This is a genomic window from Bacillus sp. PDNC022 (genome assembly GCF_016919285.1).
Lineage (GTDB): Bacteria > Bacillota > Bacilli > Bacillales > Bacillaceae > Bacillus > Bacillus safensis.
In genome coordinates, this window is record NZ_CP070345.1 from 2,308,311 (window position 1) to 2,330,132 (window position 21,822).

Here is a 21,822-nt window from a genome sequence, read left to right on the forward strand (position 1 = left end):
TCTTATTTAGTGTATCAAAAAAACCGGCAAAACAGAAAAAAGGTCAGCTATTTTACATGAGCTGACCAAGTACATAGGTGAGATCGTCCTTTTTGTCTTGTGTGTATGTTTCAAGCTGTTTGGCGATGTCTTCAACTGAATGTCCATGCTTTAAACACATGCGCATGTTTGGCACATTCAGTCCGTCTGAATACATAATGAATATCGATCCTTTTTCGTAGGAATAGGTGTACGTTTTATATTTTCTAGGTTTCCCTGATAAGTATCCTGATGTCGGAAGTGGATAAATATAGTCGCCAGAAGGTGCATTCAAGATAAACCGAATATTACCAACCGAACAATAGGTAAATTGCTGCTGGGAAAAATTCACCTTTAATATGGCCACGGTGGCCCCGCGTTTATTTTTCATGGCCTGATTGCATCTGTCGATGAGGGTCGTCACATCCTCATGTCCATATTCTTCGACAATTTCGCTGACTAAAGAAGATGATTCATTGGCGTACTGGCCGCTGCCCAATCCGTCTGCTACAGCACAAATTAGTTCTTCATCATCTGCTTTAATAAAAAAACTGTCCCCGCAGCATGCTTTTCCTTCTTTATTCGATTGATAAATAATGGCGTTTACATGCTCATGCTGTTCAATCTGCTTCATTACCCTAGCTCCATAGACGCATCTTCTGATAATGCATCTCGCAGTTTTTTCACTGCCTTTCGCTGCAGTCTCGATACATGCATTTGGGATATACCAAGCAAATCGCCTGTTTCTTTCTGACTCTTATTTTGCAAGTAAGTCAGATTGATAATCTCTTTTTCTCTATCCGACAGCACATGAAGCACACTCTCAAGCATCATTTTTTGGTTCACACGCTCATAGCCCTCTTCCTGTGAGCCAACAACGTCTAAAATCGTCACAGTACTTCCTTCAGAATCAGCCTCTACGCCTTGGTCAACAGACAGTGCTTGATAGCTTTTGCCCATCTCCATGGTTTCCAGTACTTCTTCTTCTGTTACATCTAGGTATTCTGCAATTTCTTGGACTTTAGGTGATTTCTGTGTCTCTGTTGTCAAATGATCGACTGCCATTTTGATTCTCGGTCCAAGCTCTTTGATCCGCCTTGGTACATGGACACTCCATGTCTTATCTCGTAAAAAGCGTTTGATTTCCCCGATGATGGTTGGAATGGCAAAGGCTTCAAATGATTTACCGACGAGCGGGTCGTATCGTTTAATGGCGCCAAGTAAACCAATCATTCCAACTTGTCTGAGGTCCTCATGAAAGCTTTTTCCTTTAGAATATTTTTTCGCCAGCATATCAACCAAGTTTGTATAGCATTCGACCAGCGTGAGCTGCGCCTGCTCGTCTTGATTGGTTTGATAGCTTTGGATGAGGCGGTCTACTTCATCTTTAGTTAGTTTCATAGTTTTGGATGGTTGTGTCATGGTCAACTCGCTCCCTGTTTAAAAACTTTGTCATCGCCACGGTAACTCCGGAGTTTGCTTGCACCTCGACTTCATCCATCAATGTTTGCATTAAATATAAACCAAGACCTCCTTCTGCCAATTGATCCACCGTATGAGCAGATGTGTACGGTCCCAAGTCTTCCTGTTTTTGCTTAAAGTCAAAGCTGCCACCTTTGTCAGCGACAACGATTTCTAGACGATCCTCGTAGACAAGAAAGCGAACAGCCACCTCTCCATCTTCGCCGTCTTCACCTTTGTAGGCATGCTGAACTGCATTTGTACAGGCCTCACTGACGGCAATTTTTAAGTCCTCAATCTCTTCATAGACATAGCCCATCCGGCTCGCTACGCCTGAAAGAGTCAAACGAATGATGCCTACATATTCTGGTTTCGCCGGTATTTTCATCTCGATTAGATCTACTGATTCGTTCATTGTACCCCACCCTCTGACTTTGCAGAAATGTCAATGATGTCCTTTAATCCAGTGATTTCAAACAACCTTACAAGCCGTTCTGACAAGTTCTCAAGCTTTAATGTGCCACCTGCTTTTTGAGCCGCTTTAAACAGCCCAACGAATACACCTAAACCTGTACTATCCATATACGTAACATCCTTTAGACAGATTTCAAGATGCTCTCCCGCCTCTGCTTTAGGCATGAGCGTTTCTCTTAGCTGAGGAGCGGAGTACACATCAATTTCCCCGCTGACACTGATTTTCGTTTTTTGATCTATTTGATGCTCTTTTACAGACATATTCATTATGCATTCACCTCGAAATTCTTGTTTCCTAAAGTTTTATATACCCGCATGTTCACTTTCTAAACCTTTCTTTTGAGAACAAGTAAAGTAAAGTCATCGTGCAGCTGAAAATCCTGCAGTTTGAGTAAGCTGGCGTAGATGGCATCCACCATTTCTTGAGCTGAGTAGGATAGATGCTCTGATATGAGCGCTTTGATATCCTCCCGCTCTAAGAAACCGTCCTCTGACTTAGATTCTGTGACACCATCAGAGAATAGAATGACCATATCTCCTGCGTCCAAATGCTTCTCGTACTGTCTGTAGTCAAAGTCTGGTGCGATCCCAAGGACAAGCCCTTTTGCATCTAAATCGTAAAATGTGTTCTCTTTTCTGCAATAGAAAAAGCCCGGCTCATGACCAGCCGATGCGTATTTAAACTCATGCGTTTCTTTATTATAGCTGCCATAGAACATCGTGATAAACATACTTGGGTCTACGTTTTGCTCGACTACACGATTCAGGGTTTTCAGCACCTTTGTTGGGCCGCTCCCTGACTCAGGCAAGGAATCCATCGCATATTTAATCATGGACATACAGAGCGCAGCCGGGATTCCCTTTCCAATGACATCTGCGATCGCGATATTGATTGTATCGTGATCAGTTACAAAGTGGTAATAATCTCCACTCATCTGTTTTGCCGGTACACTAATTGCACCAATATCAAAGGTATCTCCTTCTGGAATTTTCGTTTCCAGAAGGGTTTGCTGAACATTTGCAGCAATTTCGATTTCAGATTTTATTTCTTGCTGGATGCCTCTGAGTGTTAAATGTTCCTGGTAGGCAAGTCCGTACCCAATCATGACTTCAATTAAGAAGTCTAGTGAATGAAAAACATCTTCCGGCAAATCAGGGTAAAGCTCCTGAATCACTTTTCGGTGAACACTCACTATTTCTTCAGGAGGTATTTGATGCTCAATGGTTTTACGGCTAAATTTTTGAGCTTGATAAAGCGATGTTTCAGTTAAATCACTGATATAACGACTGAGCAGCTGATGGTACCGCTGCTCCATTACCTCCTTAAAATCCATGGTTTCCCTCCTAGCGAAGCCACTTAACAGCTTGTATCTCCGTTCCTTGTTCTGGTGCAGAATCTAATTTAAATTCATCCATCAGTCGTCTGACACCCGGAAGACCTGCTCCGAGTCCGCCTGATGTTGAAAATCCGTCTTCCATTACTTTACGTATATCCATGATACCCGGCCCCTCATCGGCTGCGATCACTTTGAGTCCACGCTTTCCTCGCTCCATCACTTCTTCTATACAAATCTGACCTTTACCAGCGTATAAATAGATGTTTCGAGCTAATTCTGAAATGGCCGTCGTAATTCTTGCTTGGTCAACTGTTCCAAATCCAAGTTCTTTTGCAACATTGCGCCCCAATTGTCTTGCTGCGACTATGTCCCATTCCGTCAATATTCTTACACAGGATTGGTCTTTCATATCTATTCCCCCAATTCCCGCTTCAGTGTCTCAAGCCCTTGTTCAAGATCTAGTGCTGTCTGAATTTCTTCAAGCGATATACCAAGTTCAATCAGCGTCACAGCGACTGCCGGCTGTATTCCTGTTAATACAACTTTTGCCCCCATGAGCTTGGACATGGTAATCACATCGCCTAATACCTTTGCGATAAAGGAATCAATCATATCGACGGATGTGAGGTCAATGACAACACCGTTTGCTCCTGTTTCATGAATTTTATTCAGTAAGTCTTCTTGAAAGTGGAGAGCTGTTTGATCATCAAGCTCCCACTGTATCGAAATCAGAAGACAGTTATATAGTTTTAAGATTGGAATCTTCGGGTGATTTCTCACTGGGTTATCCCTCCAATGAAACAATTTTTCGATTTGTCATTTCCAAAGCAGTTTGAATTCCTTTTTGAAGGGTATTCTTTGTTGTAACTTGAGATAAATCAATTCCAAGGTTCACAATGGTTTGGGCTATTTCTGGGCGAATACCGACAAGCAAGCACTTCGCACCTACTAATCTCACAGCCTCTGATGCTTGAATGATATGATGCGCGACCATTGTGTCAACGACAGGTACACCCGTAATATCAATCAAGACGACCTGCGAGCGATGTTTGACGACACCATTGAGCAGGTTCTCCATAATTTTTTTCGCACGTTCTGTATCAATGGTTCCAACAAGCGGCATGACGGTGATGTGCTCAAATACTGGGATCAGCGGGGCAGATAGTTCCTGCAGCGCGATTTTTTGAAGGTTGACTGTTTTCTCCCATGAGATGGAATACTGGTTTAAGATCTCGTTATGAATCGGTGTGATGAATCGATCGATTTGCCAGATGAGGTCATGACTTTCTTCTGTTGTATCTTTGTCATCGTTCATTTTATGATATAAATGTGAACGGATTTCTGTTAGACCATTTGCCAGTAACTTAAGTGATATACCCATTTGAACAATTTTTAAAGCAAAAGTTTGCACTTTTTCTTCAAAATCTTCTGCATACCCTTCTGAAAGAGATGTAATGATTAATTGAACATATTCCGAACAGATGGTTTCATACATATTGTCGTTCAGCATCATGTCCGTTTCTTTTTCTCCGAGTCGTCTTAAAATGTCCGTCCACTCTTTTTGTAATTCCTCTTGATGCTTTCTTGCAAAAGCTAACACGATTTGATTCGACATGTTTTACCCCCTACGTACATAAACAGCACTTCTTTTTAGTCTTTCTTCATTATAACGTTAAAAAAAATTGAACACAAAAAAAAGTTGCTCTCAACAGAGCAACCAAATATCACCATATTAAAAATCAATAAGAGCCAAACTAACTTGTAAGGCTTCATCAACCTTCTCCATCATCTCATCATCAAGATGTGTGATTTTATCTGTCAATCTTTGTTTATCGATTGTACGAATCTGCTCTAAAAGAATGACAGAATCTCGTTCAAAGCCGTAGCGCTTTGCATCAATTTCGACGTGAGTCGGTAATTTCGCTTTTTGTATTTGGGCTGTTATGGCTGCAACGATAGCAGTCGGGCTGAAGCGATTTCCAATGTCATTTTGAATCACCAATACTGGGCGAACCCCGCCCTGCTCGGAGCCAACAACAGGAGATAAATCAGCAAAGTAAACATCACCGCGTTTAACAATCAAATGTTTAACCCCCGCTGACTAATCGCTCAACTGTATTCTCAGCCTCAAACTCTGCGTATTGTGCCTCTGAAGAGATATTCAGATTAATTTTCGCCATCTCCATGTAGCCGCGTCTCATCGATTCACGATTTTGTCGAATATTACGTTCACGAATATACGTTTTTGTCGCTCGGTAGATCAATTCATTTCTTGTTACCTTATCCTGCTCTGCTACTCGTTCGATCTCAGACATTAAAGCCTCCGGCAGTCGAATCTTCATTTCGTTTGTTGCGCTGGATTCAGACAAAAAACATACACCTCCACAAAACTTACGGATACCGTATCGATCCATTCCAAGACTAATCATACCATTATTCAATGCGCAAGCAAAGCTGTTTTTTCATGATTTCTTATTAGAACATGAAACGGCTCGCCACCCGTAAATCAAGATGATAATGGAGTTCCTCTTTCACATTATACGCTTTTTTCCGAAAATCATACGGTATTTCCAAAATCTCTAAAAAAGGGAGAATGTTTACCCCTTCTTTGTAGAATAAAAAGGAACGATGTCAGTTTGACGATCGTTCCTGAGAAAGCTGTTTAGAAAAAGCTTGGCCCGCCTTGAAGCAGCGGATTCCGTACATGCACCCTTTTGCCGTCCTCTATATATACTCTTGGGACGCGGTGGCCAATTGAGCAAGTGACTTCATAGTTAATGGTTTCAAGCCTTTTTGCAATTTCATCGACTGATACCATTTCTTCACCTTGTCCACCAATCAAAACGACTGGCTCCCCTGCTGAAAAATTCTCTTTCAGTTCAACCATGAATTGATCCATACATACCCTTCCGGCAATCTTCCGGCGCTTTCCGCCAACAAGTACTTCCGTGCCTGCCAGCTTCCTGATCCACCCGTCTGCATAGCCGACTGGTACCGTACCGATCCATGTATCTTGATTGGCGGTATACGTCGCCCCATAGCTGACACTCTCACCCTTTTGAATGAGCTTCACATGGGCGAGCTTTGTATGAAGAGACATGGCTTCTTCCAGCTTGAAAGGGAGTTCATCTTTGATTTCCTCTGACGGTGACAGCCCGTACATACTGATGCCGAAGCGAACCATATTAAACAACACTTCTTTAAACCTTAAACCTGCTGCACTATTGGCACAATGAACGAGCAGTTCGTCCGTATGAAGCGGCTGAAGCAGGGTTTGAAAGGTGTCGACTTGCCGCTCAAAATAGTCCTCATCCTTTTCATCGGCTGTCGCAAAGTGAGTAAATACACCTTCCAGCTGTAAATAAGAATGCTCGCTCACAAGCTTCTTTACTTCGCTGACTTGCTCCAACGTTTTCACACCTAAACGGTTCATTCCGCTGTCTATTTTCAAATGAAAACGAATAGGTTGTCCCATATGGACGACTTCCCTCAGCCAACTGGTGGAGTAAGCGGTCATGACCACATTGTATAGAGCGGCAGTTTTGACATACTCCGGCGGTACAGCGCCGAGTACAAGAATCGGTGCTTTGATGCCTTGATTTCTTAAAGAAATGGCCTCATCTAAAAAGGCTACAGCTAACAAGTCTGCACCTGCTTCGAGGGCAGTTCTTGCCACTTCTATATCTCCATGTCCATATGCATTGGCTTTCACAACAGCCATCAGTTGAACATTTTGACCGATATGATCTTTCATATGTGAAACATTATGCTTGATTGCTGTTAAATTAATTTCTGCCCATGTGTCTCTATAAAAGGCATTTGTGTCCATCAGTCACACTTCCCTATTGAATGATTCAATCCCCTCATATGATACTAAAAATCAACAATAATGTGAAACAAATCAAAGAAAATCAGCCCTTACACAGGGCTGATGCTTCATTTTCAAGGCTTTCGCCTGAGAACTTCATTTATTTAGCTGACTGGCCTTCTACACTGTTTGCGACCATCAACAGCTCTTCCTTCGATAAATCACTTGAGGAAATTAAATAGTCAACTCCGTCAGATGTCCATGAGAGAGATTGATCTGTCAGAACCCCTACTGTCATGCCAAGATCGACCGGCTCGCCATTCATCGTGACAGGCGTAGATGCTTCGGCTACTCTCGCTTTTTCCTGAATGAGTGTGAAGGATTTCTTGCCGCCGTACGTAATCACATAACGCTTCCCAGCATCTGTCGTCATTTCTTTCTCTTCCATCTTCTTCACGCCTTCTGGCATATCAACTGGTGTTTTCACCGCGAAGCTGTCAGATGGGTCTGCACTTGTGGCAACATCCATTTGAGAGAGTGTCATGTTTTTCTTCTCATCAAATGCATCTTTGTCAAAGGATTTATTGAATTCAAAGTGAGAGAATTCCACTTTCACCATTGGCTTTTTGTCGCTATCCAGCACTTTCACACTGGCAGGCGCCATTGTTTTCTTATGAAAGGTAATCTCTTGGGTAGGCAGCATTTGGTTGTGCTGATAATTGGTCTTCGTTTCGAACACATACTTTGACTCTTTCGCTTTGAACTGAGCTGCACTGTCATTTTTAATGTCCTTCACGAGTGATTCGAATAAATAGACCTGACTGCTATTATTCGGCCAATCACTATGGAAACGGAAGCTCTTGTTCAATGAAGGTGTCAGCACAAATACACCATTGCCATTTCTTAAAATGACTTGACTCTGATCCTTTTTCGGATTTTCTAAATAGACACGGTAAAGCTCCGGCTTCTTGTACCAAATTTCTACCTGGTACTCCTGCGGGTCATTTCCTGTCTCAATGGTCATTTTTGCTTTGGCTTTGTATGATGTCATTTCCTCTGCCTTTTTGTTTAAATCTCCAACGATATCCTTCTGAGATTTTTGACCGCATGCGGAGAGAATCAGTACAAAAAGGATTCCCGTTACAAGCAAAACAAAGCTTTTTCTCACCCTTTTCAACCCCTTCGTTAATTGTGTTAAAAGGAAGAAACCGCTTGTTTGACTTTAACAGTACGCCTCAAGAGTTAACTGCGTACCGCGAACCATCAAAGCCTGTTAGCAACTCGCCCTTCCTTATCGCACTACCCAATATATGAAGGGGGGACAAACAATATGCAGACTAGCTTGACAACCTTTCAATTAAAACTTGTGCCGCAGCATATTCCTTTGTATGGGTAATGGACACATGAACCTGATCTCCCTCCGCTTTCTCGCTTTTGATAAAGGGTTTTCCATTAACGTCTTTTTGAATGTCTATGTCATGAAAGCTTAAATGCTGACCGATTCCCGTTCCGTATGCTTTAGCGAAAGCTTCCTTTGCCGCAAAGCGTCCTGCCAAAAATTCCAGCTGTCTTTTTTCACTGAGTGTACGAAAGACGTCCTGTTCACTTAAAGTCAAAATTCGTTCCGGTAAACGGGGCTGCCTGCTGAGCACTCGCGAGAGCCGGTCGATCTCTACAATATCAATGCCTATTCCTTTGATCATGAGGTACCTCCTATGATACTCGTACTAATTTGAGTGTTCGCTTCATAAACGTGTTACTATAAACTTACCATTATCTAGTCAAAAGGGGTTTGTTATGTTTATTCGAACGGAGAGCTTTCAACAATTTATTAGATCGTATCCAATCGTAACAGCGATCCTTGCTTTACAAATCGGCCTGTGGCTTATATTTGCGATTCCTGTCCCTATTATACAGCTTGGGCAGGATCATCTCGTCGGTTTCAATTATGGTGTAGCAGCTGGGGAATGGTGGCGGCTCGTCACACCTATTTTTCTGCACGGAAGTCTCACACATATTTTATTTAATTCCATGTCCCTTTTCTTATTCGCCCCAGCGCTTGAACATTTGCTTGGGAAGATTCGATTTCTGATTATTTATCTTGGTGCAGGGTTCATTGGCAATCTCGGAACCTATTGGGTGGAGCCTTTGGAGTATGTACACGTTGGCGCTTCTGGTGCGATCTTCGGTTTGTTTGGGGTTTATTTATACCTTGTCCTATTTAAACCGCACATGATGGACCGCGGCAATTCACAAGTGATTTTAACGATTCTTGCTGTTTCTGTCATCATGACGTTCGTCAATTCGAACATCAATATCATGGCTCACTTATTTGGATTGATCGGCGGTATGATTCTAGCACCTATTACGCTGTTCTTCCATTCGAAAAAAAGACGATATTAATCTCATAAAAAATGTCGATCCTCCTTAAATAGGAGCTGATCGACATTTTTCGTTTAAGACGATTGATTTTTTTCATACGAATACCAATCAAATACACGCGCTGCATCTTCTTCCTCAAGGTGATGTACACTAAAGGAATCAAGCAGCGCAGAGGATTTCACAAAGGTGTGAATACTTGCGACCCGGCCTTTCTTTTGGAAAAAAGATTGCGTCATCGTATAGTTTTGCATCCGTTTTCTCAAGACAATGCCAGTGGTCTTGCCAATGCCTCTTGATGTCATTTGAATCAATGAATCTTTGATTGTATATCCTGATTGTTTATAAGCTAAATAGCCAAAGAATAGAGCAAGCGGTAACGGAATAAGTCCTAAATATCCCCATGGCGGAAAGCGTACCGACAGGATGACACCTACAAGTAACGGTACAAAGCCATAAGAGATCAAATAGCGTTTCAGTGAACGCTTTGGCACCTTTTTCAGCTCTGTTTCTGGTGCTGCATGATAATGGTCGGTGAATTGGGACAGCAATTCATTGATCTTTTTCTTCCGAATGAGCGGAAATAAGACGGAAGAGGTTTCTTTCTCTGTAATTGAACCTCCTGCACTAACCAGCATCACCGTCGCAAAACCAAAAGGCTCACGGATAATATTTTCTTTGATTTTCACTGCTTGAATTCTCGCAAGTGGAATGGTCATTTGATGTCTCTCAATGAGTCCTCTTGTAATGATGATGTCATTCCCTTTTCGCTTTGCAGCAAAATTCGCATACTGAAGTGCTGTTACCCCGACACTCAGGATCCACGCAATCAATACGGCAAGAAATATCAAAATTGCATAGATTTCAACGCTCGCATGGCTTAAAAAAGAGAACTGCTTGAAGAAACCATCCAGTGGAAGAATTTCATCTATTTGCGTGTAGATGGCGAGACACCCAGATATAATGACTCCGATACCGCTGGAAGTGGTCGCAGCCAAAAGCAGCTCTGACACACCCATACGATAGGAGACATTGATTTCTTCCTGCACAGGTTTTTGCACAGTCAAATGGCCATGCAGATCTCCTGCTTCATCCGTCATTTCTTCTTCCTGCAAGCTTTTCTTCCGGTTGAAAATCGACTGCTTTAATTGTTCCGCTTCTGCTTTTGTAATCGCGGTCAGGCTCACTTCTGGACCATCCGTTCCGCCTGCGGTTTCGATTTGGACCCGCACTAAACCGAAAATCCGTTGGAAAATCCCCTCACTTGTATTCACCGTTTGAATTCGTTCTAACGAGATATATTTTTTCTTTTTCGTGATCACACCCGATTCCACGCGAAATTCATCGTCTTCCATCCGGTAAGTGAATCGTCTCCATTCTAAAATGGTAAACACAGCTTTCCATAAAAGCAGCACACCGAGAATGATAAATGCATAAAAACGAATGCTCGAATTCGAGTTCACAAAAATCAACACGAAAAAAGGGATAATGAAGTTTTTGATCATGGATACAGCATCTGATATAAAATCAATGAACATCGAGATGGGATGTACACGTTTTGGTTCAGACATCATCTTCCGTCACCCTTGCTAAACGAGATATGTAATCACGAAGCTCATCTGCCTCTTCTAATTCTAGCGCCGGTATATCATGAACTGTGGCAGCAGTCGAAATTTGAACAGATGCCAAACGGTAGCGCCTTAAAAGCGGCCCTTGAGAAGTATCAACATGCTGAACACGCACCATCGGCACAATCACACGTGTGACGCGAATGAGCCCATGCTGTATTTCAATTTCATTTTCAAATACTTCGTAGCGCCAGATATGATGTCGGATTTTCGGTATGAGCCAAATACCGAAAATGACCTGTAAGACCCATAAACCAGAAAGAATTGCTCCAATCCAATATGGCCATTGAAAATAGTAGCTAGCAACAAATACCCCAATGATGATGAGTAAGAAAATCAATGAGATAATTCCATTTTGAAGACGCCATACCTTTAAACCATTTAAACTAATTTGACGTTGCGGCTGTTTTCTCACATTCTTCCCCCATTCTCTTACTTTTCTATCAATATATTACGAAACAAAGCCTAAAAAGTTTCAATTTTAACCTGTTAAAAAAAGCGAACCCTGCAAAGGATTCGCTTTAGAATTAGTTGTTATAAGATTTCTTTTGACGACGATCGTTAGAAGAACGATTGCGGTCATTTGAAGAACGCTTTTTATCACCGTAAGATGAACGGCTTTTCCCGCGATAGCCGCCTCCGCCGCCACCGTCTCTACGTTTAGAAGAGCTGCGGTTGTTACGATTGCGTTTTGAAATCATTGGTGCTTCATCTGTCAAACGAACAGGCGTTGCATCTGGCTCTTTTGTCATCATTTTGATGGCAGCCGCAACCACTGTGACAGAATCATGATCTTCCAGCAATTCAGCAGCAGCTGTCATGTAGAAGTTCAAGTTGTTTTCACTGATGATTGTGCGCAGACGATCAATGGTTACTTGCTGTTGTCCTTCGATTGCCTCATCTAGTGTTGGTTCTTTCATACGATCCATTTTACGTTTAGTCGTTTGCTCAATCGCACGAAGCATATCTTTTTCACGTGGTGTGATGAATGTCATCGCCATACCTGTACGTCCAGCACGTCCAGTACGTCCAATACGGTGAACGTAGCTTTCTGGATCTTGTGGTACGTCAAAGTTATACACGTGTGTTACGCCTGAGATATCAAGTCCACGTGCTGCAACGTCTGTTGCGACAAGCACATCGATTGAACCTTCTTTGAATTTTCGAAGCGCAACCATACGTTTCGCTTGTGTCAGGTCACCATGAATTCCTTCAGCTGTATAACCTCTAAGGTTAAGTGCTTCAGTCAATTCGTCAACACGGCGTTTCGTACGGCCGAAGACAATTGAAAGCTCAGGTGATTGAATGTCAAGAAGACGAGTCAATGTATCAAACTTCTTACGCTCGTGAATATCCAAGTAGAACTGTTGGATATTAGAGACTGTCATTTCTTTCGCTTTTACTTTTACGTGTTCTGGGTTTGTCATGAAACGCTCTGCAATGCGCTTAATTGGTGCAGGCATTGTCGCAGAGAATAAAAGTGTTTGGTGTTCACTTGGTACATTTGAAAGGATCGATTCAATGTCTTCGATGAAACCCATGTTTAACATTTCGTCTGCTTCATCTAGCACAACTGTTTCAACGTTTTGAAGACGCATTGTACGACGGTTAATGTGATCGAGTAAACGTCCTGGAGTCCCTACGATGATATGAGGATTTTTCTTGAGCGAACGGATTTGACGGCCGATATCTTGTCCGCCGTAAATCGGAAGTACGCGCGCACGCTTGTCTTGGCCAATTTTATATAGCTCTTCAGATACTTGAATCGCTAATTCTCTTGTTGGCGCAATGATAATCGCTTGGATGTTTGGAGAAGCTGGGTCAATTTTTTCTACAAGAGGAATACCAAATGCTGCAGTTTTTCCTGTACCTGTTTGTGCTTGTCCAATGACATCTTTATTTTGAAGACCGAGAGGAATTGTTTCCGCTTGAATCGGTGTTGCTTCTTCAAATCCCATGCGGTTAATAGCTTTCATGAGACTTTCGCTTAATTGAAAATCTTGAAACGTTATAGTCAAATTATTCAAACTCCTTCTAATTGCTGTTTCAGTAATCTCGTGAATGATCATTAAAAACTGTCCTTTTCCGAAAGGACAGGTCCATTATATACAAAGCCCGAATTACCCTACCTTATATCTTACCATTACACTATTTGTTTTTCAACAAGACAGAAATGGATATATCTACTGTTCCACAATGACAGATTCACCCTCACTTTGATCTCCGTCCATCCATTTCCACTTTTCGAACAGTTGAATTTTTCCGTTATCCAACTGTTTAGGTGTAGAATTGCAAGACCCGCTTCTCATGCTGCCGTCTTTGCTGACATGGTGGTATCTAAAATGAAGTGTTCCATCCTCATTCACAGTTCCTACAAGTACACCAGATACGATACTGCCGCCTTGATATGTGCCCGTTAATATATTCCCGTCCTGACGATATTGAAATATGGTTCCTACCGATACTTCTCCGTTACTCGAATTAGACTGCGGGACAAAGGTTTTTCCGTCATATTGAAACAACCGAATCAACCACCTTTTCTTTCCTATTGTACCATAGGCTTGTCACTCATTCGACAAAAATGATGCAAATTTTAACAAGTGGGATTCAATTTATATTAGTTTAGCCACATTTTTGCTTTTCTATATATTAAATTGCTTTTTTTAAAAAATGTTCTACTTTCTCAAACAATTGCTGGGCACATGGCTCATGACAAACATGATGTTTACAATCCGGCAAATAAAACATTTCTTTCTGGCGAGACGGGACTTTATGATAAATAAATTCCGCACTTGAAGCAGGCACAATCCCGTCACTTTCACCTTGAACAATTAACACAGGCAGATGAAGCTTCTCAAGCGAATTCTTCGTCTGCTTTACGAGCTTCATAAATTCTATCGCAGCTGACAGCGGTGTGCTTGTGAGCTTATGACGATATCGATCATACAAAGGGTTTGTATCAATTAACCCAGACAGGGATTCCTTCACCATCTGCCTTGTGTCTTGCATTATTTGTTTTGGGTTCACATATTTGGCCGCAGCACTTAAAAGAACGAGACGGGCAACTGGGTACTTTGCTGCTAAGTAAGAAGCAATCATTCCGCCCATAGAAAAGCCGACTAAATACACGGTGTCACAAGTTCGATAAAGGGATAGAAGTTCGAGTTCAGCTGTCGCTATCCATTCTTGATAAAGAATGCCTTTTAACTGAAGTTCATTCCCATGCCCCGGAAGCGTGACAGACTGCACATTCCAATCTGCCGCCTGTTTTAAATATTGCGCCAGCGGTTCTACTTCATAAGGGGCACCCGTAAAACCGTGGATACATAAACAGCCGATCATTCTGTCACCTTCTCACTTTTATAGTGCAGTAATGACTTCTTCCAATCTCATACCGCGTGAGGCTTTGACAAGCACAACATCGTCAGGCCCTGCCACTTCAGCTAGTTTTTTCTTCAAGTCCTCTTTGTCCATAAAGGAGCACACGCGTTCAGCGCCGAATGATTTCTTCGCTCCTTCAGCAATGAATGCACCTAGACGGCCATACGTCATGACATGATCAATAAATTCCGGCTTGATGTAACGGCCTAATTCATAATGATACGTTTCTTCTTCGCTGCCCATTTCGAGCATGTCTCCAAGTACAAGAATACGATTGGCGAAGCCGTCCATATCCCCCACAAGATCAATGGCTGCTTTCATAGAAGTAGGACTTGCATTATACGCATCATTAATGACAGTGATTCCTTTGTCTGTTTTAAACAGCTCAAGACGCATTCCCGTCAACTTCGTTTGCATCAGTCCTTGGGCAATTTGTCTTTCATTCAGCCCAAAATGCTGGCCTATGGCAATAGCCGCAAGTGCATTCTTCACATTATGTTTCCCTAATACAGGAATGAGAAAACCTTGGGCATACCCTTCGACTTGAAATTCTGTTCCTTCTGCAAGCTGGTTGATGTGCGTTACTTTGATATCACAGTCCTCTGCTTCTCCAAAGGTTTTTACACGCTGCGAGAGTGAACTTGCTCTTTCGCGGAGCAAGGGCTCATCACCTAAGTAATAAAAGATACCGTCTTCTTTTAACCCTTTGACGATTTCACATTTGGCATCAGCAATGGCTTCTCTTGATCCTAAATCTTGCATATGAGATTCCCCGATATTTGTGATGACTGCTGCATCCGGCTCAGCGAGATCTGATAAAAATTCGATTTCGCCTTTTGCACTCATGCCCATCTCCAAAACCGCAATATCTGTTCCTTCTGGCATTGCAAGAATGGTGAGCGGAAGACCGATATGATTATTAAAGTTACCGTCTGTTTTATGAACTTGATACGCTGTTTGCAGGACGGAATGAATCATGTCTTTCGTTGTGGTTTTCCCATTACTTCCTGTAATACCGACAACACGAGGATTTTCTTCTTTTAAGTATGATTTCGCGAGCTGTTGAAGCGCAGTTAATGTATCCTCTACAAGAATAACCGGAGCGCCTTCTGGCGGATTGGCTTCTTTTTGATTCCAAAGAACAGCTGATGCTCCAAGCTCCACTGCTTTCGAAGCAAATGTGTGACCATTAAAATGTTCTCCAATAAGCGGGATAAACAGTGCGCCGTCTGATACTTTTCGTGTATCTGTTGTCACTCCGTGAATCTGCTCTTCGCCAAAAGCTTGATTAGATAGGGTTCCACCAGCCATTTGGGCGATTTGTTTCACTGTACGTTTGATCATGATTTTTCGCCTCTCTTTCTCATTTCACGTTTGAAGGAAAAGAGACACTACCTAAGGATAGTGTCTGCTTGCTGCTCACATTAAAAAGTTGTTTTAATGGTTTGTTTTTCTTGATGGCGTTCAATTGCAAGTGACACCAGCTTTTCAATCAACTCTGGATACTCTACACCAGTGTGCTTCCAAAGCAATGGGAACATACTAAATGGTGTGAATCCAGGCATTGTATTCACTTCATTGATCAACACTTCACCTTTTTCAGTAAGGAAGAAGTCTGCACGTACGAGGCCAGATCCATCGAGGGCTTTAAATGCCTTAATCGCCATGTCATGAATCGTCTTATATTCATCCTCTGACACACTCGCAGGAATGATCAAATCTGTATCGCCATCTTCATATTTTGCTTTGTAATCATAAAAATCTGTTTTAGGTGCAATCTCACCAACGACAGAGCATTTCGGCTCATCGTTGCCTAATACACCAATCTCGATTTCTCTTCCAACGACGCCTTCTTCTACGACCACACGACGATCATATTGGAAAGCGAGGTCAAATGCAGTCTGCAGCTCTTCTTTGCTGCGGCATTTGCTAATTCCAACACTTGATCCCATGTTGGCAGGTTTCACAAAGCATGGATAGCCAAGTACTTGTTCCACCTGTTCTAAGCTGGCTGGTGTCGCCTTCTCATAGTCTTTTTTATTGAAAGAAAGGTGCTTTGCTTGTGCAAGTCCTGCTTGTGCAAAAACATCTTTCATCATGACTTTATCCATACCCGCAGCAGACGCGAGAACGCCGTTGCCGACATACGGGATATTTAACAGTTCAAGTAATCCTTGCATTGTACCATCTTCTCCATTTGGTCCGTGCAGCAACGGGAAGACAACATCAATTTTCTCATCAGCCGATGCAGGCTGCGGAAACATGCTTTCATTTAAAGAAGTTGGTAAAAACGTCTTTGCGTTCTGTTCAAATTGAAGCATTTTGACGTTTGATACTGGTTCAGTGAGTTTTTCTCCTCTTAACCATTCACCCTCTTCTGTAATATAAATTGGATGTATATCGAACTTCTCAGTGTTAAGTGCTTTTGTAACTGCAAGGGCTGTTTGCAGTGATACATTATGTTCGGCTGACTTTCCGCCGTAAATCAATCCTAAACTTATTTTCAATGGATACTCCCCCCACTAAAATTCATCTTTACTATCTTATCACTTTCAAGCAAAAATGCTCTAATTAATTTTTGTTGTTACGTAATTGAAATGATTTGTAAAGGTTGTAAGCGCCTCCCGAGCATTTGTATGTCATTCGCCTGTAATTTATATTAAAATGACATTGAAAAGGAGTTGTGACAAATTGAAAAAAATCACAAGTACTGAACAATTCAATGAAATTATCCAATCAGACAAAGAAGTCATCGTTAAATTCTTTGCAACATGGTGTCCTGACTGCACAAGAATGGACATGTTCATTCCAGACATCCTAGAAGCTTATGCTCACCATGAATGGTTTGAAATAAATAAAGATGATTTCCCTGAATTAGCTGAAACGTATCAGGTAATGGGCATACCAAGCCTGTTAATTTTCAAAAAAGGTGAAAAAACAGGTCATTTACACAGTGCAAATGCAAAATCGCCTGAAGAAGTGACAGAGTTTCTTCAAGAACACGTTTCTTAATTGATTAAACGAAGGACATCAGCAAACACTTGCTGATGTTCTTTTTTCTTTTCAAATCTCTTCATAAGACGAGTTGCGCAGCCAAAACGTTTCAAATAGATGTTTCACTACGACAAGTAATGACAAGATTATTTCCTGGGAAAGAATGCAGCGTCGATACAGCTTGGAATATGTCGGTTACGTGAATTTTCTGAATTGAATCTTTACTTCTGACATTTGTCTTTGTATAATGGAGTTGCTAATTGAAAATGATTATCAATTTCATCTATGTGAAATCCTATAGACGTCCATTCTAATAAAGGAGCGATAAGTCACATGTCTAAGAAGAAAATTAAAACCTATCAGCAATTAATTGAAGAGAACAAAAAGGCCATCATGCGCGATCCTCAAATGATGGAAAGTATATACGAAACCATCGACAAAAAACATCAGAAGCAGCTTGCAGCTGCTGGGCGTGAATCATAAGTACAAGAGGAGCAGTCATCGCTGGCTGCTCTTTTGTCTGCTTCAATAAAATGAAAAAAGCCGATAAAATCTGTTATTCGATTTTATCGGCTTTTGTTTTAATTTGCTTTCGCTACACGATCCTGCTTCATTCCTAAATAAATGAGCATATATGTGAGATAACCCATTGTCATCGTTAAACCACCGAAGAAAAATTGAGAAAAGACTGGTTCCTCAAATGTCGTGACGGCAGCAAGAACGATCCAGCTCGCATATAAATAGACCATGAACCATTTCATGTTTCTTTTAAGTGTATACAGAAAGAAAAGACCCGCTAACGAAAAGATCCCCAGCGCTAGTCTGAAATAAACAAGGTGATCAAACTGGAAGGCAAAAGACACAAACGAAAACGACAGCAGCAACAAAATTGGTAAAGCCGTAATGAAATTTTTCACGATAGTGCCACCTCCATGACTCCTTCTTATTATAAGACAAAATCAGCAGGTTATCGTGAAATACAGACTCGTTTTCACAAAGATGTCACGAATTTTTCTTGTTATTTGACACAATTTTTACACATTTACATCACGTTTCCAAAAAAGAATCCAAGCCGATCCAACAAAGAACACAAAATGCGCCCCCACTATAAATAGAGAAAACAAAATGCTCATCCCATCAAAAGGCGGCGGTCCTTGAAAGCTGTACTGAGTAAAGTCTGTATTCGCAAAAAGGAGGATTTTCCCCCACTGATTTTCTAAGAGAGACATGATGGGTACAAGTGATTTCGCCGCATATAAAACAAAAAACGAAGTCACAAGTGCAACAAGACTGTTTCTAAACAAACTGGAACACATAAAAGCAAAACTTGCCATCATGACCACTTCCACCCACTGAGATCCAATGACGGCAAACGTATGCTGAAATAATTGCCCCGTTCTTTCATCAAAATCAGTACCGAAGAAAATAAGACCAAATAGAAAGGCCAAAACATAATAAAAAACAAACAAATAAATGACTGTCAGCAAAAGTGTGATGTATTTTGACAGAAAAATGTGCAGTCTTGTTTTTGGCCGGATCAATAAAAACTTGATTGTTCTTTTCTGAAACTCTGTTGAGATCAAGGTCGCGCCAACAACGACAGCTAACACCTGTAAAATAAACACGACGTTCGTGGAATAAGCAAAATAGTTTGCGACTGTGTCTTGTCCACCAAAGCTTGATATGACTCGTTTCAAAGTTAGAGCCATTGCCAGTTGAAATACAACGATCAATAAAAGAGCAATGAATGTGATCTTTTTCCTCATGATTTTCTTATGCTCATTCTTGATGAGGTTAAGCATCTGTCGTCCCGCCTTCCGTCCATTTCATAAACGCCTCTTCAATTGACTGCTTTTGAGGCACCATTTCAAGTACATCAAACCCCGCCAGCACAAGCTGTTTGTTCAGCTCTGGCACACGTTCTTTGTTCAGTTGAAGCAATACACGCTCTCCATTTCGTTTATATGTATACTCGTGTTCGTCAAGCCATGAAACCGCCTTTTCTACTGGCTGAATATTCATCAGCACCTGTTCTTTCCCTTCCATATCACGGAGATGAGTGCTAGCTTTGATCTGACCCTTTTGAATGATGATCATGCGGTCACATAGCTCCTCTACCTCATGCAATAAATGCGTCGCAAATAGCACGGAGGTTCCTTCTTCTTGTACAAGCATTTGCAAGTGCTCCCGGAATTCCTTCATTCCTGCAGGATCCAGTCCATTTGTCGGTTCGTCTAAAATGAGCAGGTTCGGCCGATGCAAAATAGCTTGTGCAATCCCAAGCCTTTGTTTCATCCCTAGTGAATACGTTTTGACCTTCTGATGAATGGCATCCTCAAGACGAACTCTTTCCACTACTTCCTGAATGCGTTCCTCCGTCACCCCGTTGTGCATCGCTGCATACATTTCAAGGTTTTCAAAGCCTGTTAAATACGAATAAAATTCTGGGTTTTCTATGATCGCACCAACAGATGACATCGCCTGGAGAAAATCCTCATCTTGTGAATATCCGTTGATCATGATTTGGCCATTGTTTTTTTTCATCAAGCCAACGATCAAACGAATCAAGGTTGTTTTGCCAGATCCATTGGGACCAAGTAATCCGACAATTTCTCCTCGCCCAATGTCTATAGAAATATCTTGCAAGATCATTTTCCGGCCAATTTGTTTATCGACTTTCTCTACTTTTAAAACAGCAGACTGCAAAGTGGTTCCTCCTTCTGATGTAAAGCCTATGGCGGCAGTTACGACCGCTCATCCTGTAAAAAGTATATCACGGTAGACAAGTCAATCCATGAAAAAAAGGGCTGATCCAGTCAGCCCTTCTTGCTTATTACAGTGATAAGTTAGGTGATGATATATCTTTCTCATGTTTTTTCTCAGTTTCTGTCACAATCACAGCACATGCTGCGTCACCTGTAATATTCACTACGGTTCTTGCCATATCTAGTAGGCGGTCGATTCCAAGAATAAGCGCAATGCCTTCGACAGGAAGTCCAACTGAATTCAAGACCATCGCAAGCATGATCAAGCCAACGCCTGGTACACCGGCTGTCCCGATACTGGCTAATACTGCCGTTAATACAACTGTGAGCATTTGCATCAGCGTTAGCTCCACACCAAACACTTGAGCAATAAAAATGGTTGCAACCCCTTGCATAATCGCTGTCCCATCCATATTGATCGTAGCGCCTAACGGCTGTACGAAACTAGAGATTGGCTCAGGTACTTTTAATTTCTTTTGAGCGGTTTCCATTGATACAGGGAGAACTGCACTACTGCTGGACGTACTAAAGGCTACAACCATGGCAGGTGAAAAGTCTTTAAAGAATGTAAATGGATTCCTTTTTGCAAATATAGCCAACGTTGAGCCGTAAGTGAGAAAGAAATGCACCAATAGCGCTACTAACACCACTGTAAAATAAAGTCCCATGGCTTTAATGGCATCAAGACCTTGACTCCCAATCGCCGTCACAATTAAACCGAATGTTCCGTATGGAGCAAATTTCATGACCACACCTACAAGGTACATCATGAGTTCATTGCCTTGTTCTAATATTTTGAGTAATCCTTCTGTCTTTTTACCTAGCACTGCAATTCCTAGTCCTAAAAAAACACAGAATACAATGATTTGCAGCATATTTCCTTCGACTAAAGATTGAACTGGATTTGATGGAATGATGTTTAATAAAGTGTCGGTCGTAGATGGTGCTTCTTGAGGTTTGTATTCTGCCCCTTTCGTATCGAATGAACCAAAGGAACCTGGTTTGATCAATAATGCCAAAGACATCGCAATGATAATAGCGAATGTTGTGGTCAGTAGAAAATATAAGATGCTTTTTGCGCCAATTCGGCCAAGCTTTTTTGGATCGCCGAGGCCTGCCACACCAAGTGTAATGGAAAAGAAGACGATCGGTACAACTAGCATTTTGATTAGATTTAAAAAGATTTGACCTAGAGGTGTGAATAGATAAGGGTCTAACGTTTTGAATACATTTGGAGCGAAAATGTTAAGCAAAAGTCCCGTGATTGCACCTACAATAAGGGCAATAATAATTTTTGTAGCCAGCTTCAATAAAATCTCCCCTTCCTCGTCAAAAAGCCCACGAGAGAGTTTTCTCGTGGGCCTGCGTGTCCATACGTGTACCACTGTCTACTCTCTTCACGCTGATGAGGTTAGCTGACGGGTTAGGACGAAGAGATGTCCTTTTTTCTCAGATAAGAAAAATTCACCCCAAAAACATGGGTCCCCCATTCCTTTAGAAGGATTAAGCGTGTGGTAATATGATATTTTCATACCATTTATACCTTATTTTTAGAAAATTGTAAACAGGTTCATATG

At 41.6% G+C, this 21,822-nt stretch carries 27 protein-coding genes and 1 riboswitch; of the genes, 3 read left to right on the forward strand and 24 right to left on the reverse strand.

Annotated elements, in window-relative coordinates; translation table 11 throughout:
* Nucleotides 1-52 precede the first annotated feature (52 nt).
* From JVX94_RS11995 to acpS, 13 genes are all read right to left on the reverse strand, one after another.
* Entirely contained in the window at nucleotides 53-652 is a 600-nt protein-coding gene (locus tag JVX94_RS11995; RefSeq protein ID WP_205183263.1) for a PP2C family serine/threonine-protein phosphatase, read from the reverse strand.
* Nucleotides 652-1,440: an RNA polymerase sigma factor SigB gene (gene sigB, locus JVX94_RS12000; protein ID WP_024427378.1), complete on the reverse strand. Its 789-nt coding sequence runs from the start codon at nucleotides 1,438-1,440 to the stop codon at nucleotides 652-654. Before sigB ends, JVX94_RS11995 begins: the two co-directional genes overlap by 1 nt.
* Entirely contained in the window at nucleotides 1,406-1,894 is a 489-nt protein-coding gene (gene rsbW, locus JVX94_RS12005) for an anti-sigma B factor RsbW (RefSeq protein WP_048240335.1), read from the reverse strand. Before rsbW ends, sigB begins: the two co-directional genes overlap by 35 nt.
* Nucleotides 1,891-2,220, reverse strand: a complete 330-nt coding sequence (locus JVX94_RS12010; protein WP_017358393.1) for an anti-sigma factor antagonist — start codon at nucleotides 2,218-2,220, stop codon at nucleotides 1,891-1,893. The genes rsbW and JVX94_RS12010 overlap by 4 nt, the downstream gene beginning before the upstream one ends.
* 59 nt (nucleotides 2,221-2,279) lie before the next feature.
* A complete protein-coding gene (locus tag JVX94_RS12015; RefSeq protein WP_095407804.1) occupies nucleotides 2,280-3,287 on the reverse strand; it encodes a PP2C family protein-serine/threonine phosphatase in 1,008 nt (335 codons plus the stop codon).
* A 10-nt stretch (nucleotides 3,288-3,297) separates the two neighbouring features.
* Nucleotides 3,298-3,699 (reverse strand): anti-sigma regulatory factor, encoded by a 402-nt coding sequence (locus tag JVX94_RS12020; protein WP_024427376.1) that lies wholly within the window; start codon nucleotides 3,697-3,699, stop codon nucleotides 3,298-3,300.
* Between the two features lie 2 nt (nucleotides 3,700-3,701).
* Complete coding sequence (rsbS, locus tag JVX94_RS12025) at nucleotides 3,702-4,070, reverse strand: RsbT antagonist protein RsbS (protein WP_003214235.1); 369 nt, start codon at nucleotides 4,068-4,070, stop codon at nucleotides 3,702-3,704.
* Nucleotides 4,071-4,074: 4 nt separating this feature from the next.
* Nucleotides 4,075-4,905, reverse strand: a complete 831-nt coding sequence (locus JVX94_RS12030) for an RsbT co-antagonist protein RsbRA (protein ID WP_024427375.1) — start codon at nucleotides 4,903-4,905, stop codon at nucleotides 4,075-4,077.
* Nucleotides 4,906-5,022: 117 nt separating this feature from the next.
* The gene (gene ndoA, locus JVX94_RS12035) at nucleotides 5,023-5,373 is read right to left on the reverse strand and encodes a type II toxin-antitoxin system endoribonuclease NdoA (RefSeq protein WP_024425388.1); all 351 of its coding nucleotides are present in this window, start codon (nucleotides 5,371-5,373) and stop codon (nucleotides 5,023-5,025) included.
* A 4-nt stretch (nucleotides 5,374-5,377) separates the two neighbouring features.
* Nucleotides 5,378-5,659, reverse strand: coding sequence for a hypothetical protein (locus tag JVX94_RS12040; RefSeq protein ID WP_003214273.1), 282 nt, complete (start codon nucleotides 5,657-5,659; stop codon nucleotides 5,378-5,380).
* A 293-nt stretch (nucleotides 5,660-5,952) separates the two neighbouring features.
* Complete coding sequence (alr, locus tag JVX94_RS12045; protein WP_095407803.1) at nucleotides 5,953-7,119, reverse strand: alanine racemase; 1,167 nt, start codon at nucleotides 7,117-7,119, stop codon at nucleotides 5,953-5,955.
* Nucleotides 7,120-7,258: 139 nt separating this feature from the next.
* A complete protein-coding gene (locus tag JVX94_RS12050) occupies nucleotides 7,259-8,275 on the reverse strand; it encodes a LolA family protein (protein ID WP_095407802.1) in 1,017 nt (338 codons plus the stop codon).
* Between the two features lie 160 nt (nucleotides 8,276-8,435).
* On the reverse strand, nucleotides 8,436-8,801 hold the full coding sequence (gene acpS, locus JVX94_RS12055; RefSeq protein ID WP_205183266.1) for a holo-ACP synthase: 366 nt from the start codon (nucleotides 8,799-8,801) through the stop codon (nucleotides 8,436-8,438).
* Nucleotides 8,802-8,895: 94 nt separating this feature from the next.
* On the opposite strand from acpS, the gene JVX94_RS12060 reads away from it, so the two are divergent.
* Nucleotides 8,896-9,501: a rhomboid family intramembrane serine protease gene (locus JVX94_RS12060; RefSeq protein WP_205183270.1), complete on the forward strand. Its 606-nt coding sequence runs from the start codon at nucleotides 8,896-8,898 to the stop codon at nucleotides 9,499-9,501.
* A gap of 53 nt (nucleotides 9,502-9,554) precedes the next feature.
* Here JVX94_RS12060 and JVX94_RS12065 read toward each other — a convergent pair whose 3' ends face one another.
* From JVX94_RS12065 to JVX94_RS12095, 7 genes are all read right to left on the reverse strand, one after another.
* Nucleotides 9,555-11,051, reverse strand: coding sequence for a PH domain-containing protein (locus JVX94_RS12065; RefSeq protein WP_205183272.1), 1,497 nt, complete (start codon nucleotides 11,049-11,051; stop codon nucleotides 9,555-9,557).
* The gene (locus JVX94_RS12070) at nucleotides 11,041-11,520 is read right to left on the reverse strand and encodes a PH domain-containing protein (RefSeq protein ID WP_024425383.1); all 480 of its coding nucleotides are present in this window, start codon (nucleotides 11,518-11,520) and stop codon (nucleotides 11,041-11,043) included. The genes JVX94_RS12065 and JVX94_RS12070 overlap by 11 nt, the downstream gene beginning before the upstream one ends.
* A 112-nt stretch (nucleotides 11,521-11,632) precedes the next feature.
* Nucleotides 11,633-13,123: a degradosome RNA helicase CshA gene (gene cshA / locus JVX94_RS12075; RefSeq protein ID WP_058214406.1), complete on the reverse strand. Its 1,491-nt coding sequence runs from the start codon at nucleotides 13,121-13,123 to the stop codon at nucleotides 11,633-11,635.
* 165 nt (nucleotides 13,124-13,288) lie between these two features.
* On the reverse strand, nucleotides 13,289-13,627 hold the full coding sequence (locus JVX94_RS12080; protein WP_095407799.1) for an avidin-fold protein: 339 nt from the start codon (nucleotides 13,625-13,627) through the stop codon (nucleotides 13,289-13,291).
* Between the two features lie 127 nt (nucleotides 13,628-13,754).
* Nucleotides 13,755-14,447: an alpha/beta hydrolase gene (locus tag JVX94_RS12085; protein ID WP_095407798.1), complete on the reverse strand. Its 693-nt coding sequence runs from the start codon at nucleotides 14,445-14,447 to the stop codon at nucleotides 13,755-13,757.
* Between the two features lie 18 nt (nucleotides 14,448-14,465).
* A complete protein-coding gene (locus JVX94_RS12090) occupies nucleotides 14,466-15,830 on the reverse strand; it encodes a UDP-N-acetylmuramoyl-tripeptide--D-alanyl-D-alanine ligase (protein WP_205183274.1) in 1,365 nt (454 codons plus the stop codon).
* A gap of 80 nt (nucleotides 15,831-15,910) precedes the next feature.
* Nucleotides 15,911-16,993: a D-alanine--D-alanine ligase gene (locus tag JVX94_RS12095; protein WP_048240325.1), complete on the reverse strand. Its 1,083-nt coding sequence runs from the start codon at nucleotides 16,991-16,993 to the stop codon at nucleotides 15,911-15,913.
* Nucleotides 16,994-17,177: 184 nt separating this feature from the next.
* On the opposite strand from JVX94_RS12095, the gene JVX94_RS12100 reads away from it, so the two are divergent.
* Both JVX94_RS12100 and fbpB read left to right on the forward strand, forming a co-directional pair.
* Nucleotides 17,178-17,498 (forward strand): thioredoxin family protein, encoded by a 321-nt coding sequence (locus JVX94_RS12100; RefSeq protein ID WP_205183276.1) that lies wholly within the window; start codon nucleotides 17,178-17,180, stop codon nucleotides 17,496-17,498.
* Between the two features lie 315 nt (nucleotides 17,499-17,813).
* Nucleotides 17,814-17,963, forward strand: coding sequence for a Fur-regulated basic protein FbpB (fbpB, locus tag JVX94_RS12105; protein WP_065215285.1), 150 nt, complete (start codon nucleotides 17,814-17,816; stop codon nucleotides 17,961-17,963).
* Between the two features lie 98 nt (nucleotides 17,964-18,061).
* On the opposite strand, the gene JVX94_RS12110 is transcribed toward fbpB, so the two are convergent.
* From JVX94_RS12110 to JVX94_RS12125, 4 genes are all read right to left on the reverse strand, one after another.
* On the reverse strand, nucleotides 18,062-18,397 hold the full coding sequence (locus tag JVX94_RS12110) for a hypothetical protein (protein WP_024427366.1): 336 nt from the start codon (nucleotides 18,395-18,397) through the stop codon (nucleotides 18,062-18,064).
* A 117-nt stretch (nucleotides 18,398-18,514) separates the two neighbouring features.
* Nucleotides 18,515-19,282, reverse strand: a complete 768-nt coding sequence (locus JVX94_RS12115) for an ABC transporter permease (RefSeq protein ID WP_095407795.1) — start codon at nucleotides 19,280-19,282, stop codon at nucleotides 18,515-18,517.
* Nucleotides 19,275-20,186, reverse strand: coding sequence for an ABC transporter ATP-binding protein (locus tag JVX94_RS12120; protein WP_144472952.1), 912 nt, complete (start codon nucleotides 20,184-20,186; stop codon nucleotides 19,275-19,277). Before JVX94_RS12120 ends, JVX94_RS12115 begins: the two co-directional genes overlap by 8 nt.
* A gap of 127 nt (nucleotides 20,187-20,313) precedes the next feature.
* Entirely contained in the window at nucleotides 20,314-21,555 is a 1,242-nt protein-coding gene (locus JVX94_RS12125) for a dicarboxylate/amino acid:cation symporter (protein ID WP_205183277.1), read from the reverse strand.
* A 76-nt stretch (nucleotides 21,556-21,631) separates the two neighbouring features.
* A riboswitch (cyclic di-AMP (ydaO/yuaA leader) is annotated at nucleotides 21,632-21,765 on the reverse strand.
* Nucleotides 21,766-21,822 lie beyond the last annotated feature (57 nt).

What these genes read in the sequence shown, in the direction of transcription:
- JVX94_RS11995 (WP_205183263.1), bottom strand. Translation starts at nt 652, where the DNA reads ATGAAGCAGATTGAACAGCATGAGCATGTAAACGCCATTATTTATCAA.
- sigB (WP_024427378.1), bottom strand. Translation starts at nt 1,440, where the DNA reads ATGACACAACCATCCAAAACTATGAAACTAACTAAAGATGAAGTAGAC.
- rsbW (WP_048240335.1), bottom strand. Translation starts at nt 1,894, where the DNA reads ATGAACGAATCAGTAGATCTAATCGAGATGAAAATACCGGCGAAACCA.
- JVX94_RS12010 (WP_017358393.1), bottom strand. Translation starts at nt 2,220, where the DNA reads ATGAATATGTCTGTAAAAGAGCATCAAATAGATCAAAAAACGAAAATC.
- JVX94_RS12015 (WP_095407804.1), bottom strand. Translation starts at nt 3,287, where the DNA reads ATGGATTTTAAGGAGGTAATGGAGCAGCGGTACCATCAGCTGCTCAGT.
- JVX94_RS12020 (WP_024427376.1), bottom strand. Translation starts at nt 3,699, where the DNA reads ATGAAAGACCAATCCTGTGTAAGAATATTGACGGAATGGGACATAGTC.
- JVX94_RS12030 (WP_024427375.1), bottom strand. Translation starts at nt 4,905, where the DNA reads ATGTCGAATCAAATCGTGTTAGCTTTTGCAAGAAAGCATCAAGAGGAA.
- alr (WP_095407803.1), bottom strand. Translation starts at nt 7,119, where the DNA reads ATGGACACAAATGCCTTTTATAGAGACACATGGGCAGAAATTAATTTA.
- acpS (WP_205183266.1), bottom strand. Translation starts at nt 8,801, where the DNA reads ATGATCAAAGGAATAGGCATTGATATTGTAGAGATCGACCGGCTCTCG.
- JVX94_RS12060 (WP_205183270.1), top strand. Translation starts at nt 8,896, where the DNA reads ATGTTTATTCGAACGGAGAGCTTTCAACAATTTATTAGATCGTATCCA.
- JVX94_RS12065 (WP_205183272.1), bottom strand. Translation starts at nt 11,051, where the DNA reads ATGATGTCTGAACCAAAACGTGTACATCCCATCTCGATGTTCATTGAT.
- JVX94_RS12085 (WP_095407798.1), bottom strand. Translation starts at nt 14,447, where the DNA reads ATGATCGGCTGTTTATGTATCCACGGTTTTACGGGTGCCCCTTATGAA.
- JVX94_RS12090 (WP_205183274.1), bottom strand. Translation starts at nt 15,830, where the DNA reads ATGATCAAACGTACAGTGAAACAAATCGCCCAAATGGCTGGTGGAACC.
- fbpB (WP_065215285.1), top strand. Translation starts at nt 17,814, where the DNA reads ATGTCTAAGAAGAAAATTAAAACCTATCAGCAATTAATTGAAGAGAAC.
- JVX94_RS12115 (WP_095407795.1), bottom strand. Translation starts at nt 19,282, where the DNA reads ATGCTTAACCTCATCAAGAATGAGCATAAGAAAATCATGAGGAAAAAG.